The following is a 16408-nucleotide window of genomic DNA, read 5'->3' on the forward strand; positions in this document are numbered from 1 at the left end:
ACTTTTCAATTAATGAAGAAAAATTTAATGAATAAGATGTAAGTCCTCATACTTTTGGAGGGATTATAGAGATGGGAAATAAAATTTCGGAAAGTCGTAAGAAGCGAAGTATAGGTTTTCGTTTAAACTATTTAATTTCAGCCTATCAAAAATTTTTGATGGAAAAGAATTTATTAAATACTGAAATCAATAGGATGATTTTTGTAGAGAATTATATAAATTCTTTAAAATTAAACATCTATGATGAGTTTTCCAAGCATCAGTTAATTAAAGATCTAAATATTTTTTATCGAGAGTAAGGCTTCAATCACACATATTTAAAAAGTGATAAATCCCTTAAAATTTGTAATGTTATTGCATGATAAAGAGGCATATAATTTAAGCTAACAACAATTTCATAGGATCAAAAAATGCTTCTCAAGTTTGCAATTCGATTCATGGCTGTTTTATTTTCCGTGTTGGCCTTAGCTGCAATCGTCATCCACTTCTTTTTCTCAAGTAAACTTACAACTGACCTATGGATCATTGTTGTCCCAATCATTCTAGGTGTTCCAATGGTCGCTTCCGTGATTGTTGCGAAAGATACAGAACTCAATGTTCAGTAAGCTGTTGACTACAAATGAAGCTCGTAACTAAGAGCTTCATTTTCTCATACAAGCTAAATATCTAATTAATTCGGTTCTTGTCGTGGTGCTGCATTCATTTCATGACGGACTCTGCTGATATCTTCATAAATCACTTTTCTTAATCTATTGATCGCACCGAGTGGTCTGTGTTCGGGTAAGGCGTGCCATGGTGTAAACGAAAGATTTTCACAGAACTCATTTTGCTTTGCTGTATCAAAGTTTTGTTGTGGAATATGAATTGTTGCGATGCGATAAAAAGGCGCTTCAGATTCTTTCCATTCTGTCATCGAGTCTTCAATAAGCATTTTGTTGGATGTTCTTGGTTGAATGAGGAACTCCATACAAGCATCTTGATGAGCTAATGTATTCTTCAAAGCGCTTCTTAGAAAGTTTGGTTCAGCATTTTTAGGAATAATTGCGTTTTGAGGCTGACATGCTCTCACAGAGTATTTTACTGCTTGTCGGTTTTCACCGATACCAAGTTGGTAGGGGACCATTGACCAATAACGTGCTTGGATTGGATTTGCAATTAATGAGTTACGAGCACCTAAAGCATTGATCGTACCTTTTATACCGAGTGCAAATGGAACTTGAATTTTGTCGGTAAAATGATCACCGCTAATGTGTTTGGTAAAACTCAAATATCTTTTGGCATCATTTACGAAGAAAACAGGATGATTAATCATAATAAAATCCTGAGTTGTTGCTTGAGGATTAGATTCTAGAATTTTCTTTCCAGCTACGCCTAAAATTTTAATCGCTATGCCACGAGCATCTTTTTTGTTATCTGCTTGGGTTGCATCACCTGATGCATTGGAAAATCTAATCCAAGCTTGATAGGTTTTGTTTGGTATAAACACGCCTTTGGCAAGTTGCTTTGGAATGTCCTTTAAGATATGAAATTCAGCTTGCACACAACCATGTGATTTGGGGTGAGCATCACGTAGGGCATGACCATTTTGATACTGTTTACGTATGGTTTGCTCGATGGTCTTTGAAATTTCTTGTGCTAATAGTGCTTCATTCTGTTGTAATTTCTCACCCAAGTCTTGGTCTATTTGTGGATAAGGAATTTTCGTCTCATTATTCTTGAATATTGATAGCGGGGGCTTTTGATATATTTCTTCACTACATCCAGACACAGCGATGAAAATTGAGGAGAACGCAAACAGCGTTAGCATGGATTTGTGATTCAACATGATTGATTCCTCATTTATGCTGTTCTGGTTGTTGTCGTTATATTAAATCATTGTGTTGCATTGATAAGTAAATGACAATCAAACGGTTGTAAATGTTTTGAAACTCAAAAGAATTCTGAAAAGCGCAAAACTCAAATATATTTTAAATACCTAAGTTTACTCAAAAGCTTATCTATCTTAACAATTACGTGAAAAATAAAATTTATGATGAGGCTTTATGTTGATGACTTGAGAATAAATAAATGACAGAAAATAGTAAGCAAAATGAAACTCTTATGAATGATGCTACACCGTCATTTTTAGTTGAAGACATGATCATTGATCGATTTAGCCCGATGTATTGGCGTGTTGATGGCCCACAAACAATGTCATTTGCAATCACTGATTATGAAAATGGTTTTGAGGCATCCTTTCGATCACGGGCAACGACTGACCTTGTTGGCGTTAGTTGGGATTCTCATGACAGTAAAGATCATCAGTTTTTAGCTTATGAGACGAAGTATGATTATTCAGGGATGATTTGGGATTTTGATATTGAGTTATCACCCTCTATGCCTGTGTTAAATAATGAAACACTCACGCCCACATTAACGATTCAATATACTGAAAATGATCAGACTAAAGTCGCTTACGTGGTGTTGTTTAATTATGCAAATCAGCCAAGCTCAAGAACAGCGCATATTAAAATTGATTGGGATTCAGTAAAAGCAGGGTTTTCAGCCACGGATAGCTTTCCTGTCAGCAATATTCAGCGGATTTCATTTTCAGGATTTACATCTAGTTATAACGGACATTCAACAATTCCGTTAGCGCAAGCAGAAGATGGATATATTCGTATCACTAATTCTGTAACAACAGGTGTGAGTGCAAAACTTGTTCTAAAGCGAGTTTCTATAGCACCTCATGATTATGGAATTTGTAGCAGTTATGATGATCACTATGATTTAAACCCTAAGCGTATCGTCAGTAATATGGCTGCATTGGGCTATCAGGGCTTTGTTAATCATTACTGTGGAATGTCTAAATATCCTGAGATGTCATGGCAAAGTGATATTGGCAAGTGGCAAATACCAAATACATTGACAACCAATGAAAATGTAGTCAATCCATGTGCCCGTAAATGGCATGAGCATTTTGCAGAAGCACTGCATGATGTTGGAATGCAGCCTATATTTGGTGTCAGCTTTGAAATGTATTCATTAGCTGCTAATGAATTTTGGGCGCAGCGTGATTGGAATAATAGTTTAGGGAGAACAGGTTACGAGCCTCCGAGTTATTTTTTTAGCATGTCGGATCAAAGTGCATTGGCGTATCTAAATAAAGTATTTGTTGAGTTCGCAGATATGATGAATATAGGCGGATGTGATGTATTCATGCAAATAGGAGAACCGTGGTGGTGGTATAACCAAGGTAGCAATTTGCCTTGTATCTATGATTATCCGACTAAACTTGCCTTTAATGCAGATACGGGCTTGTATACGCCTGATCTGGGAACGATTTATGAGGCAATGAATAAAACAGGCACGCCATATGATGAATTTAAGGCGTGGTTGAGAAATAAATTAGGACAGACCTGTCGTGATATTCGCAGCACTGTTAAAGCACAGTATCCATCGGCTCAAGTATGTCCATTGATCTTTTTCCCTACCATTCGGACGGAAATAGAAACGCTTGTCACAGATATTAATTATCCAAGTGAACATTATAGTTATCCAAACTTTGATTTTATTATGACCGAAGCTTATGACTGGATATTAGAAGCCAGATTAAATACAGCCTATCAGGCTGTTTCTACGATACCAACTCAAGATCTGAATTATCCTGAAAATAAAGTGGCTTATTTGGCTGGTTTTGTTCCTGATGAAACGATTGCTCATGTCTACGGTTTTGATAAAACGAAACCATATCGAACACCGATTTGGCAGCGAGTCTTTGGTGATATGAGTAATAACGATTCGTTGGAATTAATGAAGCAATTTATTTGGGCATATCCGCAAGTTATGGCTGACTCCATCGTGATTGACGCAGCTCAATTACCAAATACTTTTTATGTTGGAAATACGCCGTATACAGCAATTACAGATGATACGCCTTATCCACCCGAAATTTACTTATAGAAAATGGATAAAGCCCACAGGAAAACCATAGCCTTTGCTGTTTTTTCAGTATAAATTGGTTTTAATTTTTATGAAAAGCTTCAGTAAAGTATGTACTTATGAAAAGAATTTTGTTGATCGGCTTTATGTCAATGTTATTTGTTGGTTGTAATAAAGAGCCTGAAGTTAAAAGCGATAAAGCTCAGGAAGGTTTTGAGGTTGTTGATAACAAAATTTCAGCATATATGGATACATTAGACAATCCTGACACATCGAAAGAAGAGCAAACACGCGTACTTTGTAAGGACTATCCTGAATTGTATGAGTCTCAATATGTACCCGCTTTACTTAAGTTAGCACCGAAGGACTATACAAAAGAAAAATTGATGTCTGATCTAAAAGTCTCTACGGATTACTATTCTCAGAAATTAAATATTCTTTGTGATTAGTTTTCAGCACCGTTAAAAGAGAATCTGCTAAAAAGCAGATTCTCATTAATTTAAACGTTATGTATGCTCTTTCTGTTCTGTTGACATCACTTGAAAGTCATAACCAGAAGGGGCTTGATAAACTCGCAATCCAAATTCTGGGACGATTGCGATTAGATGGTCAAAAATATCTGACTGAATCGCTTCATAAGAAGCCCATGCAATAGTATTGGTAAATGCATAGATTTCTAAAGGTAAACCTTCACTGGTTGGCTGCATTTGGCGAACTAGAATCGTTTGATTTTGAGCAATGCCTTTATGTTGACGTAAATAAAATTCTACATAGGCTCTAAACGTACCAAGATTCGTTAAACGACGTTTGTTATAACGTGATTGATTACTCAGTTGTTTGTTGAATTCATCAATTTCAGATTGTTTAGCATCTAAATATTGGTCTAACAACAAGAAGTCTTTGAGCTTTTGCTGTTCCTCATCTGTCATAAAGTGCACGCTGCTTTGGTCAATGAATAAAGAGCGTTTCATACGACGACAACCTGCATTACTCATACCACGCCAGTTTTTAAAGGTATCAGTAACAAGTTTATTGGTTGGAATAGTCGTATAGGTCTTATCGAAGTTCTGAACTGTCACAGTATGTAATGACATATCAATGACATCGCCATCCGCATTAAGCGAAGGCATTTCAATCCAGTCACCAATACGAACCATGTCGTAAGATGCAATTTGCACACTGGCTACGAGAGAAAGAATCGTATTTTGGAAAACCAACATTAACACTGCAGCCATCGCACCAAAACCAGCGAGCAGTGTGAAAACATCTTTTTTCAGGAACGTTCCTAAAATCATTAGGCCACACACGACAAATAAGATTAATTTGACGAGTTGTAGATATCCCTTAATGGGCTTATTTCTTGATTTCGGATTACGTTGATAGATTAAGTTAAAGATGTTCAGTGCTTCACTTACCGTTAGGGCAATCGTAAGGAAAATAAATGCCTGAGCGCCCATTTGTATAAATGAAATCACTTTAGCGGGTAAATGAGGAATGGTGGTTATACCATTCATGATGACAATCGCTGGGACAATATTCGCAAATCTTCGAATAATGCTATGTTGAGCAAAAATAGATTGGTTTGGAGATTTAAGTTTAGTAACTAAATGACGAATTCCACGCACGATAATCCGCTTAGCGATAAAATTTGCTAAAGCAGCAAAGAAAATCAGCATGGCTAATGCTAATAGCATTTCGAGCCATGAATAATGGCTTAACTCACCTCGAATTTCACTGACAAACTTTAAATAATCCAAACTAAAACACCTTAAAATTCTTTGAAGGAGAATTGTAAGGTGTTAGGGGGAAACTATAATAATCTAATCACAGTTTATATACGATTTGTAAGGTGTTTTTACATTTCTTTGGTTCGGGGATTACCACATTAAATCATCTGGAATGACATATGCTGCGTATGGATCTTCTTCATCGGTTGTCTGGTCATTATTTTCAGTATTGTTATTCACAAGAATAAAACCCTGCATTTTTTGATCGATGCGTTCAGCTAAAGCTTTTGGTAGGCAAGCATAGCTTTCTTGGTCTTTGGCAATGACCAAAGATCCTGATACCAGTGCGTTGTAAACTTGCTGTGATAAATATACCTTTTTAATTTTATTTTCATCAATAAATTGATAAGCCACATCACCTTCAGTTTCTTTGATCTTGTGTTGCTTGATCATTTGAATGATTGAAGCTTTTAGTGCCTTTTCTTCTAATAGGTTTTGCTTTTCTTGGTTTAATGCTTGATCTTTAGCAAGTTTTTCTTGTTTCGCTTGGTCAATTTTTGCTTTAATTTCAGCATCATCATTCTGACCAGTACGTTGCTCATGTTGAGCTTGTTTAGTCAATTTTTTCGCTTTCTTGTTATCGACTAAACCTGCTTTTAATAGCTGAGCCTGAAGTGCATTTTTAACCATAATTTAATCCAAATTTGAGTTCTTTGAGAAGCGAAAATAAACGATCCAATAGGCCATGCTCATGACAAAGCTAAGTGCTGCTGGAACGAGAAAAGCATGTAATTTTAAATAAGGATAAAGCAAACTGGCAACAATGCCGCCAAGTAAAAAACCAATAAAAATGAGTAAATGTAAAAAAATGCGTCGATTATCTACTTTTAGTCCGCGAGCTTTGTAGCCTAAGGCTAGGCCTATATCAGTCAGTACACCTGACAAATGCGTAGTACGGATGATTGCACCTTTATAGTGGCTGACCATTGCATTTTGCATACCCATTGCTGCACAAGCCCACAATAAGCTATAACGCGGAAAATAAGGGACAAGTAGCCAAGTAAGCAAGAGAAAAACAGCAACAAAACTTAGAGGAAATCCGTAATGACGACCAAAAGCCACATGACTGTTACCTAAAATTAGACCGCTATAAAAGGAGCCTACAACGAAGCAGAAGATGACGAGTGAGAGATAAATGAAGTGTTCTGGCTGCCAGTCAATTAAGCTCATCGCTAACATACTGACATTGCCTGTCATATGTGAGACAGACTGATGAAGGACAGTGATTAAGCCAAGAACGTTTACCATTCCTGCATTCAGGGCTAATAAGAAAGCACCTAATTGAATCCAGTTCGGTAAACGTTGTAATGGCATAGCAATCTACTGATTTTCTCGGTTTCTAAAATCTACTGCAGCGGTGAATAAAACATCGGTCGATGAGTTGAGTGCAGTCTCAGTTGAGTCTTGCAACACACTAATAATCATACCAATAGCAACCACCTGCATCGCTACTTCTGATGATATACCAAACAAGCTACATGCAACAGGGATCAACAATAATGACCCACCTGCAACACCTGAAGCACCACATGCAGAAACCGCAGCTACGATAGATAGAATCAACATTGTGCTTAGGTCAACGTGAATACCCAAGGTATTTACCGCAGCTAAAGTTAATACGGTAATGGTTACTGCTGCACCTGCCATATTAATGGTTGCACCAAGCGGAATAGATACACCAGCAGTTGCTTCATTTACACCTAAGCGTTGCGCAAGATCCAAGTTCACAGGAATATTCGCAGCTGAGCTACGCGTAAAGAATGCAGTAATACCGCTTTCTCTTAAGCACTTAAATACCAATGGATATGGATTTGCACGCATAGTGATTGCAACTAGAATAGGGTTGATCACCAGTGCAACGAATAGCATTGTGCCGATTAACACCATGAGCAAATGTGCGTAACTTGCTAAAGTCGCGAAACCTGCGCTTGCAAAAGTTACTGCAACTAATCCAAAAATACCGATAGGCGCAAAGCTAATGACTGTATGAATAATCTTATTCACGGCATCAGCAACATCAGTCAATACCTGCTTGGTTGTATCTGAACTATGGCGCAACGCAAGACCTAAACCAATCGCCCAAGCTAGAATTCCAATAAAGTTTGCTTCACTGATTGCTTGAACAGGATTGGCAATAAAGCTAAGCAGTAGATTTTTTAAGATCTCAGCTAAGCTGCCAGGTGCTTGTAAATCTGATTGGGCTGCTAAGTGTAAGAACAGCTGGCTAGGAAAAACAATACTCGCAATCACCGCACTAAAAGCGGCAAGAAGCATACCTGCTACATATAACACCATCACTGGTTTTAAATTAGAATTCTGTCCAACTTGGAAATTGGCAATTGAAGAAAGCACAAGAACAAAAACGAGAATAGGGGCAACCGATTTCAACGCTTTAATAAATAATTCACCTAATAAACTAAGATAAGGTGTAACGTTAGGAAACAGCAAAGCCACGCCAATCCCCCAAATAATAGCGATAATAATTTTGCTAACTAGACTTAAGTGAGACAATACACTAAACATATAAAGGCCTTACAAACCTATGCACGGTTTAAGGTTAAACAAGCGCCGTATTCTATACCCAAGCGCTACGAATATTGAAATTTTTTTTGATGACTATTTATTTTAAAAATATTGTAAAAAATAACATAATGTTTTTAAAAGTATTTTATAAAAATCAATCATATCCTTTTGTGTAAAAAAAATACGCTCAAAATAAAAGTTCAAACAGTACTTTCTGATGAAAGGCATTGAATTGCTTGGTAATGTGACAGGAAAATTTGTCCTGCGAGTTCCTTAATCAGTTTTGAGTCTACTAAGCGATCCATTACAGGACTTTTGACTTCAGATAGATGTAATTTGATATCTAAAATCAAGAGTTCTCTATTAAGTTCTTCTAACATTTCAAGTGCGCTAAGATCGATATTGCTAATGCTTGAGCAGTTAATCACAACATGCTTAACAGCCTTGTTATGACTTAACTCTGTAATGATATAGCCTTTGAGCACATGCGCATTTAAAAAGCTGAGATTCTCATCTACACGAAAGGATGCGATGGTTGGAATGGTGACAACGTCATAACGAGAGACATTTCTAAAATGTTGCGTTCCTTCAATCAGACCAATGACGGCAATATGTGGGCGACTGATCCGCCATAACAATAAAATAAAAGTTAAGACGATCCCAATGATTAACCCAGTAGAAATATCAATACATGTTACACCTAAAAAGGTTGCAATCATGGCAAGTCCATCAGCTCTAGAATATTTCCATGTTTCATAAAAAGGAGTGAAGATAACCAATTTCCAAATCGAGACAAAGATCGTTGCAGCTAAAACAGTTAATGGTAAATTTTGAAATAGCCCTGTGAAATAAAGACTAACTGCAATCATAAATAAAGAAGATAAAACACCCGCCATGGGTGTTTTGGCTCCCGCATCTGCATTTACAACTGTACGGGATAGGCTTCCAGAAACTGCAAAACCTGAGTTAATACCTGCTGCAATATTTGCAAGCCCCAAAGCGATAAGTTCTTGATTACTATTTAAGTCATCACGTTTTTGCAAGGCTGTGGCTTGTGCGATTGCCAAAGACTCTACGAAACTAATCATAGCGAACATGAATGCACTTGGCAGTAATTTCTGTACTAACGCAAAATCCCAGGTTGGAAAATGAAAGTTAGGTAATCCCGTTGGAATCACGCCAACTGTTTTTAAACCATGCTGATCAAAACTGGTCAGATAAACCATAACAATAGAGCTTATTACCAATACAAGTGGTGTCGTTTTTGCGATAAAACTGCTTGGAACGATTTTAGGTAAGAGAATTAGCATTGAAATAGCCACAAGGCTGAAGCTAATACTCAGAAAACTGAGTTGATGAATATTTTGTACTAGAGATAAGATAAATTCTGGAATATTGTTGGCTTTTATAGGGATATCTAATAAAAACTTTAACTGTCCAAGCGCGATCAGTAATGCGGAAGCAATAATAAAGCTTTGAATCACAGGATGGCTAATCAGCTGAATGAGAAAACCAAAACGGAAAATACCGAGAATAAAGGAAATAATTCCCACTAATATCGCGAGTAAACAAGCGGCTTCTATATAAGCCTCTGATGCCACAGGGAAGAGCGGATTCAGTGTCGCAAATACCATCATTGATATAATTGCGACAGGTCCGATTGAGAGAGTGGTGCTACTTCCCGTAAAAGCATAAATAATCATGGGAAGAATACTTGCATATATCCCCATGACTGGAGGTAAACCTGCCAGCATGGCATAAGCCATTCCTTGAGGGACGAGCATTGCAAGTACGATCAGTGCTGCAATTAGATCGGCTTTAAAACTATTGTATTGATAGTGCTTTAACCATTGTATGGCAGGAAATATATTCGATATTTTTATATTTAATTTTTTCATGCACGATGATCTAAATTATAAAATCCTAAATACATTATGCAGAAAAAAGTGATCCAATTTTAAAATTAGTATGCAATTTCCTAAACAATTAAATATTAGGGCAATAATTTTCATATAGTGTAGTCAAAACAACGCGTAGTTTTGGATCGCTAATAGAGTAGAAAATCTGTTTACCTTCACGACGTGTTGCAACCACATTACTTTTGCGAAGCATCATCAGTTGTTGTGATAGAGTCGGTTGGAAAATTTGCGTAAGTTCCTCTATTTGAGAAACATTTAATTCCTGTTTGGCTAAATGACACAAGATGATCAAACGATCTGTATTTGCTAGAGATTTAAGTACATTAACAATTGAGCCTGCTGACTCCCTCATTGCTTCAATCTCAAGACCCTTTTGCATGTTCACCTCCCAAAATTACGACCAAAGTGTAGTATAAAATGCTTGAAAAGAAAAAATGTAGTAAAACTGAATAATTGCAATGGTTTTTAATGAAAAGATATATAAGTAAAAATGATAATTAATCTCAATAGTGTTTAATATTTTACTTTTTCCCTATGAAGTGTGATTTGCTTCAGTTTTTTGACTAACTGTTTTAAGCCGTGATGTGTTTTTGAAGAATGCTGCAATGTAACTATATTGTTAAATTTTACTTATCAATAAAATTATGTGGTTAATTTAATTAACAAATATAAAAAAATTAAAAAAGTAGTTGTGATTTAATAAAAAGGGTATATAATTAAAAACAAGACAGAACGATCTGTCTGCATAAAAAGGATCGGGATGTGCAATTTGTACGACCGCCAGAGGGTAATAATTTTTATTATTCTTTCCAACTCAGACGCAAGCGTGAGCCACAATAATAACTATAAATCACGCTTTGTTTTTTTCTTGTAGTCAGCATATAGATAAATTGATTTTACAACAAGAAAAAAGCGTTGCTGTTTAAGCTAACGCCTTCTCATAATTGATTAAATGTTCAACTCGTGTCCAGTACTGATCCATTTCAACTGAATGTCTATTCACATGGGCTTGTATCGTCATGCCATCCAAAATACTTACAATCAATGTCGCTAAGTGAGTCGGATTCTGAATACCAAGTTGTGTTAATAGTCTTTGAACAAGTGCTGTAAGCCAAATTTTATATTGAGTCGCAGGTTCAAGCGTAGAAGGATAGATTTTAATAACTTCATCTAATGCTTTTTGAAACATACAACCATTGAAGTCTTCGCTAAGAAACCATGCGTTATACCATTCAAAAATGGCTTTTAATTGTCCTAATGGATCTTCAGGATCACATTCAGCTAAAGCGGCATTCAAAGAGGTTTGTAAATTAATATTGCGTTGTAGTAGACATTCTTCGATTAATTTTTCCTTAGATGGAAAATATTTATAGAAAGTCATTTTGGCAACGCCTGACTCACTGATAATTCGATCAACCCCAATCGAATTATAGCTATGTGAATTAAAAAGTTTTAATGCTGTGTTAATAATATCTTCTTTTTTTGACATACTTAGCCTCGAGTTTGCTCATCGTCAGCAGAGCATGGTTTTGCATCCTGTCATGCGATTTTGGCAGCGATTTTACATGGTATTTATAAAATATCCTAGGGAAAACTAACAATATTTATTGAATTGACTTTGAAATTTCCAGTCGTAGTTCTTTGATAAAATTAACAATATGAATAATTGGAAGTAATTAAAATAATGTAAAAACTGATTGTTCTAATAAAAACCATTTTATTTACATATTTTAGATGGCTTAGGCGGATAACTGCTATATTGATAGGGTTTATTGTGATTTTTGAGTACTGATTTATAGTGTGCTCGTTATCTACATTGAAATAAATAACGAGCGTTGAAGACTAAAATTATTTTACTTCGCAGATTTATTAGAAAGTTCAGAAATTAAACGAGCAAAGTTTTGATAGAGCATAGATTGTTCCGTTGGCGTATAAACAGAACGTTTTATTGAGCCTTTATCCGTTGCAATCGCAAGTTCTACATTTTTAGCATTTCTAAGTTCTATTAAAAACGCACTTGGAAGGCTAAATGAATTAGAAGAGCGTTTTGGAATTAAACGGTTAATATACTTTTGCTCAGTTTTTCCAGCTGGAGTATAAGAAAAGGATTTACCATCAACAAAAAAAGTTAAACCATTGATGTCGTAATATTGATACGTACTTGTTAATGCAACGTCGAGATGTAATTTATCTTTTTGCTGTTTGTCCCATTCAACAACGACATTTGGACATAACTCATTTGATTTACAGTTCAATGAACCCGCAGTAGCAAGGTGATCAATCGTCGTCGATGGTGTTGTTGTATTTTGCATATTTGCACAACCCGCCATCATGACGCAAAGACTTAGCAAACAAATTACATTCTTCATATTTCACTTCTCAAGTTTATTTTCAATTTAACGCTTTAATGATGTAACTGTGGCCCAAGAAATTCAAATGGTTTTGATGCTTTAAATTGATCAGTCGCATCACCAGCAAATGTATTTTGCTGATCTTTTCCTAAATCAAGCTTACGCGTTACGCCATCTTTAAAGTTGATTTTCTTTAAATCTACCCAAAAAACATTTGGAGATACAGCAGATTCAAAGAAATATAATTGCTGTTTATGATCAGCAACCGTTCTCCAGCGTGTAGAAGAGATATTGGGTTCTTCTTCAGTATTTAATCCAAAAGGAACTGATGCATTTCGAATTACACTGAATACGGAGGCGAGTGCCTCTTTAGAGTTATCGTTTTTAGGAATGGCGTTGATATAGAATGATGCTCGTGCGAAACGGTCTGAAGCTCTATTAGTACCGGGTAGCATGACTGTGCCACCGATTTGTTTCCAATATGTATTTAGCGCAAGTTGTTGGTCAAATATAGGTGAATTCGTCATTACCTGATATTTTTTATTATGGTGAATGACTTGTCTTCCATTGATGTATTCAATGATCGCGCTATCACCAGTCTTGTCAGATAATGATAAATGCAAGGTAGTTAATCGTTGTTCACCTGGTACATTGTCAGTAATGAGGACAAACGGTTCTTTTTCTAAAGCTGCTACAGCCTCAGAAACTGTTGCATAATTATCAAGAACATATTGCGCCCATGCAGAAATACTGAGTTGAGGTTTATTTGATTTTTTGGCATCAGGATATTCAGATTCAACTAACCACAAAACATTGGCAACTAATCCAACCTCGTTCATCCCGTCTGTTGTAGAAATATCATATCCAGAGGCAATCACGCTGCCATATTTTGATTTCCATTTAAGTGATTTAGGACCAGCATTACTATCGCGATTAACGCCACTTGGCATAATCCACAAGTTTGTACCGACATCAACTTTCCAGTCCATCGATCGTGCTGTAATAATGTGATTATCATTTCCTAGATAAACAGCACGTGTACAAGCTTGAGCTGTCTGAAGGAAAAGAGAGGAAGCAACAAATGAACAAAATAATGCTTTTTTTAACACAAGCGTTCTCCGTTATTGTAAATAGAATGGTTTGATGTAATTTATGTTTTTTAAGTTGTTGTAAATGAGTCTATTAAATTCGATATCTTATTCAATAATTAAAATGTAATCGTTGGAAAAATTTACTTCTAATATCAGTAGGTCTCGTTATCGCAGTTAAGTAAATTAACCTGAACCATTGATATTAGAAGTATTGGTAAATCGTTTACTCTTGAGGTGGTAGCAACATCACAACAGCATTGTTGAGTAGCATGGCAATGTCTTCTAATACTGCATCATCATTGAATGATTCATCTAAAGCGATATTTTCGCCATCAGCGATACGTTTTAATTGGTTTGCAAACGGTTTTGAAATACAAACGTTTTCACCATTTGCCCAAAAATCTAAAGAACCATTTTGCATGCGATAAAGTAATCTTGATGCAGGTTCAAGTATTAATTTATAACCCGTACCGATGATTTCACTTAGATCATTTGCTTCAACTTCTTCAGGTTCAGGAATGTTGTTTGGATAACTTGATTCACTCATATATGCCATGATGGCAGCATCGAACTCAGGTGCTTTGGTTAGATAATCTAATAGCTGTGTTTTTAAATATGAAAATTCGACTTCATTGATTTCGCCAATATGTGCAGTTTGCTGACGTGCAATATCTGCAAGTGGATTTTTAAGTAAAGTGTTCTCTGCAAATTTATCACTCACTTGATCAATCATTTCAGATAGATTTGGCATACGAAAGCCAAATGAGAACGTTAAACAATCATCTTCAGCAACACCATAGTGCGACAGTCCTGGAGGTACATAGAGCAAGTCACCTGGGGCAAGAACCTCATCAAATTGAATATCCATTTCTGGCAATAGTTTTAAAGGCTGATCTGGGATAAATTGAGTTGATTCATCACACATCTGTCCAAGTTGCCAGCGGCGATGACCATGTCCTTGAACTAAAAATACGTCATAAAAGTCAAAATGCTTACCCACTGATCCACCTTTAGGTGCATAAGACACCATAATGTCATCACGACGCCATTGGGGAATAAATGGAAATTTTTTCCAAAGCTCTGAAATATCAAAGGAGTAATGATCTACTGCCTGTACGAGCAAAGTCCAAAAATTTGGTAGTTTTTGAAAATCACCCTTGGTCAACGGTGATGATTTGACATGCCACTCATTTGGGTTCTTGTTTTTTTGACGAATCAGACGTGCAGTGACATCTTCTTCAAGTGCAAGTTCTTGCACATCTTCAGGTTCTAATAAGCCAATAATTTCAGGCATCGCATTGCGAACGAGTAATGGTTTTTTTTGCCAATATTCATTTAAAAATTGTTTTGCGGTAATGCCGCCTAAAACCGCTAAAGATTGAGACATGGGAAATAAACCAACAACATAAAAAATTAGGGGCTATTTTCCCTTGAGTTGCGAACAGGTGCAAGTCTTGCTTGATGTCAGCTTGCTGAGCAATTGTCCTTGAAAGTAATCGAATGTATTTAATCTTGATCAATTAAACATGTATTCATTTACAGCTCTTTCGAAAAAACAGTATGCTTAAGCTGCAATAAGGAGCATACATGTATCAAGTACTTGCAAGAAAATACAGACCACGTAATTTCAATGAGTTAGTGGGGCAAAACCATGTTTCTCGTGCTTTAACGAGTGCATTAGAACGTGGTCGTTTGCATCATGCTTACTTATTTACAGGAACGCGTGGTGTCGGTAAAACGACGATTGCTCGTATCTTAGCCAAGTGTTTGAATTGTGAGACTGGTGTAACTTCAACACCATGTGAAGTTTGTGCAACTTGTAAAGCCGTGAATGAAGGTCGTTTTATTGATCTGATCGAGATTGATGCGGCATCGCGTACCAAGGTAGAAGATACGCGTGAGTTACTTGATAATGTTCCATATGCTCCAACTCAAGGTCGCTTCAAAGTTTATTTGATCGATGAAGTGCACATGCTCTCAACGCATTCATTTAATGCCTTATTGAAAACATTAGAAGAACCACCTGAACATGTAAAATTCTTATTTGCGACAACTGATCCTCAGAAGTTACCAATTACGGTGATTTCTCGTTGTTTGCAATTTACTCTACGTCCTTTGGCGGTAGATGAAATTACCGAACATTTAACGGCGATCTTAAATAAAGAGCATATTGATGCAGATCAAGATGCCATCTGGCAAATTGCAGAATCTGCACAAGGGTCGCTGCGTGATGCACTGTCACTGACAGATCAAGCGATTGCTTATGGTCAGGGCGCTGTACACCATCAAGATGTTAAAGATATGTTAGGTCTGATTGATCGAACGATTATCTATGACTTGATTCTCGCGATTCATCAAAATCAGCAAGCACGAGTGAGTCAGCTGCTTTTGCAATTTAGACAGCAAGCTTTAGATGTATCTTTAGTTTTGGATCAATTGGTTTCAACGCTTCATGAGTTGGCGTTGTTGCAGTACCTACCTGATTTAGCGCTTAAATATAGTGAAGAAATCAATCAAAAAATCCTACAGCTTTCGAAGCTTGTTTCTGCACAAGACCTACAACTGTATTATCAAATCGCTTGCAAAGGGCGTGCTGATTTGCAATTAGCGGTCACGCAAGAGCAGGGTTTCGAGATGTGTGTTTTACGAATGCTTGCATTTAGGCCTATGCATTCAAACGAGGTGACTGTTCAGGCGGCACCTTTAGTGCAGATACTTGACCAGCAAAATCAGCAGCTTGCTTCAGATGTACGTCAAGAAAAACAGTTTGCAGCACCTGTAGAAGTGGCTAGTGTTGAACCTGAACCTGAACCTGA

16 protein-coding genes are annotated in these 16408 nt (G+C 36.6%); 5 read left to right on the plus strand and 11 right to left on the minus strand.

What is annotated here, in order from left to right; all coding sequences use genetic code 11:
* Window positions 1-71 precede the first annotated feature (71 nt).
* Together IO68_RS24800 and IO68_RS24805 are read left to right on the plus strand one after the other, a co-directional pair.
* A complete protein-coding gene (locus tag IO68_RS24800) occupies window positions 72-299 on the plus strand; it encodes a hypothetical protein (protein ID WP_019384320.1) in 228 nt (75 codons plus the stop codon).
* Between the two features lie 111 nt (window positions 300-410).
* Window positions 411-605: a hypothetical protein gene (locus tag IO68_RS24805; RefSeq protein ID WP_004879207.1), complete on the plus strand. Its 195-nt coding sequence runs from the start codon at window positions 411-413 to the stop codon at window positions 603-605.
* Window positions 606-670: 65 nt separating this feature from the next.
* Here the strand turns inward: IO68_RS24805 and IO68_RS24810 are convergent, their stop codons facing one another.
* A complete protein-coding gene (locus IO68_RS24810) occupies window positions 671-1825 on the minus strand; it encodes a catalase family protein (RefSeq protein ID WP_023013279.1) in 1155 nt (384 codons plus the stop codon).
* Between the two features lie 275 nt (window positions 1826-2100).
* Between IO68_RS24810 and IO68_RS24815 the strand changes: the two genes are divergently transcribed.
* Both IO68_RS24815 and IO68_RS24820 read left to right on the plus strand, forming a co-directional pair.
* A complete protein-coding gene (locus tag IO68_RS24815) occupies window positions 2101-3942 on the plus strand; it encodes a phage capsid protein (protein WP_227502885.1) in 1842 nt (613 codons plus the stop codon).
* Between the two features lie 98 nt (window positions 3943-4040).
* Window positions 4041-4370, plus strand: coding sequence for a hypothetical protein (locus tag IO68_RS24820; RefSeq protein ID WP_023013281.1), 330 nt, complete (start codon window positions 4041-4043; stop codon window positions 4368-4370).
* Window positions 4371-4427: 57 nt separating this feature from the next.
* Here the strand turns inward: IO68_RS24820 and IO68_RS24825 are convergent, their stop codons facing one another.
* The 10 genes from IO68_RS24825 to IO68_RS24870 form a co-directional block, all read right to left on the minus strand.
* Window positions 4428-5678, minus strand: a complete 1251-nt coding sequence (locus tag IO68_RS24825) for a mechanosensitive ion channel family protein (RefSeq protein ID WP_023013282.1) — start codon at window positions 5676-5678, stop codon at window positions 4428-4430.
* 120 nt (window positions 5679-5798) lie between these two features.
* Window positions 5799-6338 carry a DUF2058 domain-containing protein gene (locus IO68_RS24830; RefSeq protein ID WP_019384339.1) on the minus strand — a complete coding sequence of 180 codons (540 nt, stop codon included), beginning with the start codon at window positions 6336-6338 and terminating at the stop codon, window positions 5799-5801.
* 3 nt (window positions 6339-6341) lie between these two features.
* The gene (locus tag IO68_RS24835) at window positions 6342-7022 is read right to left on the minus strand and encodes a YoaK family protein (protein ID WP_023013283.1); all 681 of its coding nucleotides are present in this window, start codon (window positions 7020-7022) and stop codon (window positions 6342-6344) included.
* A 6-nt stretch (window positions 7023-7028) separates the two neighbouring features.
* On the minus strand, window positions 7029-8231 hold the full coding sequence (gene sstT / locus IO68_RS24840; RefSeq protein ID WP_023013284.1) for a serine/threonine transporter SstT: 1203 nt from the start codon (window positions 8229-8231) through the stop codon (window positions 7029-7031).
* A gap of 200 nt (window positions 8232-8431) precedes the next feature.
* Window positions 8432-10129 carry a SulP family inorganic anion transporter gene (locus tag IO68_RS24845; protein ID WP_023013285.1) on the minus strand — a complete coding sequence of 566 codons (1698 nt, stop codon included), beginning with the start codon at window positions 10127-10129 and terminating at the stop codon, window positions 8432-8434.
* Window positions 10130-10217: 88 nt separating this feature from the next.
* Window positions 10218-10529 (minus strand): ArsR/SmtB family transcription factor, encoded by a 312-nt coding sequence (locus IO68_RS24850; RefSeq protein WP_004879228.1) that lies wholly within the window; start codon window positions 10527-10529, stop codon window positions 10218-10220.
* A 543-nt stretch (window positions 10530-11072) separates the two neighbouring features.
* Entirely contained in the window at window positions 11073-11639 is a 567-nt protein-coding gene (locus tag IO68_RS24855) for a TetR/AcrR family transcriptional regulator (RefSeq protein WP_019384336.1), read from the minus strand.
* Window positions 11640-12003: 364 nt separating this feature from the next.
* Window positions 12004-12519, minus strand: a complete 516-nt coding sequence (locus IO68_RS24860; RefSeq protein ID WP_031234789.1) for a hypothetical protein — start codon at window positions 12517-12519, stop codon at window positions 12004-12006.
* Window positions 12520-12554: 35 nt separating this feature from the next.
* Entirely contained in the window at window positions 12555-13610 is a 1056-nt protein-coding gene (locus IO68_RS24865; protein ID WP_023013287.1) for a linear amide C-N hydrolase, read from the minus strand.
* Window positions 13611-13815: 205 nt separating this feature from the next.
* Complete coding sequence (locus IO68_RS24870) at window positions 13816-14979, minus strand: cupin domain-containing protein (RefSeq protein WP_023013288.1); 1164 nt, start codon at window positions 14977-14979, stop codon at window positions 13816-13818.
* 200 nt (window positions 14980-15179) lie between these two features.
* Here IO68_RS24870 and dnaX point away from each other — a divergent pair.
* The coding region (gene dnaX / locus IO68_RS24875; RefSeq protein WP_023013289.1) for a DNA polymerase III subunit gamma/tau at window positions 15180-16408 on the plus strand (1229 nt) is incomplete at its 3' end.

The sequence above is a fragment of the Acinetobacter sp. COS3 genome (assembly GCF_000475335.1).
Lineage (GTDB): Bacteria > Pseudomonadota > Gammaproteobacteria > Pseudomonadales > Moraxellaceae > Acinetobacter > Acinetobacter venetianus.

Excerpts from the sequence above, each read along its gene's own strand:
- IO68_RS24800 (WP_019384320.1), top strand. The coding sequence starts at position 72 with ATGGGAAATAAAATTTCGGAAAGTCGTAAGAAGCGAAGTATAGGTTTT.
- IO68_RS24805 (WP_004879207.1), top strand. The coding sequence starts at position 411 with ATGCTTCTCAAGTTTGCAATTCGATTCATGGCTGTTTTATTTTCCGTG.
- IO68_RS24810 (WP_023013279.1), bottom strand. The coding sequence starts at position 1,825 with ATGTTGAATCACAAATCCATGCTAACGCTGTTTGCGTTCTCCTCAATT.
- IO68_RS24815 (WP_227502885.1), top strand. The coding sequence starts at position 2,101 with ATGAATGATGCTACACCGTCATTTTTAGTTGAAGACATGATCATTGAT.
- IO68_RS24820 (WP_023013281.1), top strand. The coding sequence starts at position 4,041 with ATGAAAAGAATTTTGTTGATCGGCTTTATGTCAATGTTATTTGTTGGT.
- IO68_RS24830 (WP_019384339.1), bottom strand. The coding sequence starts at position 6,338 with ATGGTTAAAAATGCACTTCAGGCTCAGCTATTAAAAGCAGGTTTAGTC.
- IO68_RS24835 (WP_023013283.1), bottom strand. The coding sequence starts at position 7,022 with ATGCCATTACAACGTTTACCGAACTGGATTCAATTAGGTGCTTTCTTA.
- sstT (WP_023013284.1), bottom strand. The coding sequence starts at position 8,231 with ATGTTTAGTGTATTGTCTCACTTAAGTCTAGTTAGCAAAATTATTATC.
- IO68_RS24845 (WP_023013285.1), bottom strand. The coding sequence starts at position 10,129 with ATGAAAAAATTAAATATAAAAATATCGAATATATTTCCTGCCATACAA.
- IO68_RS24850 (WP_004879228.1), bottom strand. The coding sequence starts at position 10,529 with ATGCAAAAGGGTCTTGAGATTGAAGCAATGAGGGAGTCAGCAGGCTCA.
- IO68_RS24855 (WP_019384336.1), bottom strand. The coding sequence starts at position 11,639 with ATGTCAAAAAAAGAAGATATTATTAACACAGCATTAAAACTTTTTAAT.
- IO68_RS24860 (WP_031234789.1), bottom strand. The coding sequence starts at position 12,519 with ATGAAGAATGTAATTTGTTTGCTAAGTCTTTGCGTCATGATGGCGGGT.
- IO68_RS24870 (WP_023013288.1), bottom strand. The coding sequence starts at position 14,979 with ATGTCTCAATCTTTAGCGGTTTTAGGCGGCATTACCGCAAAACAATTT.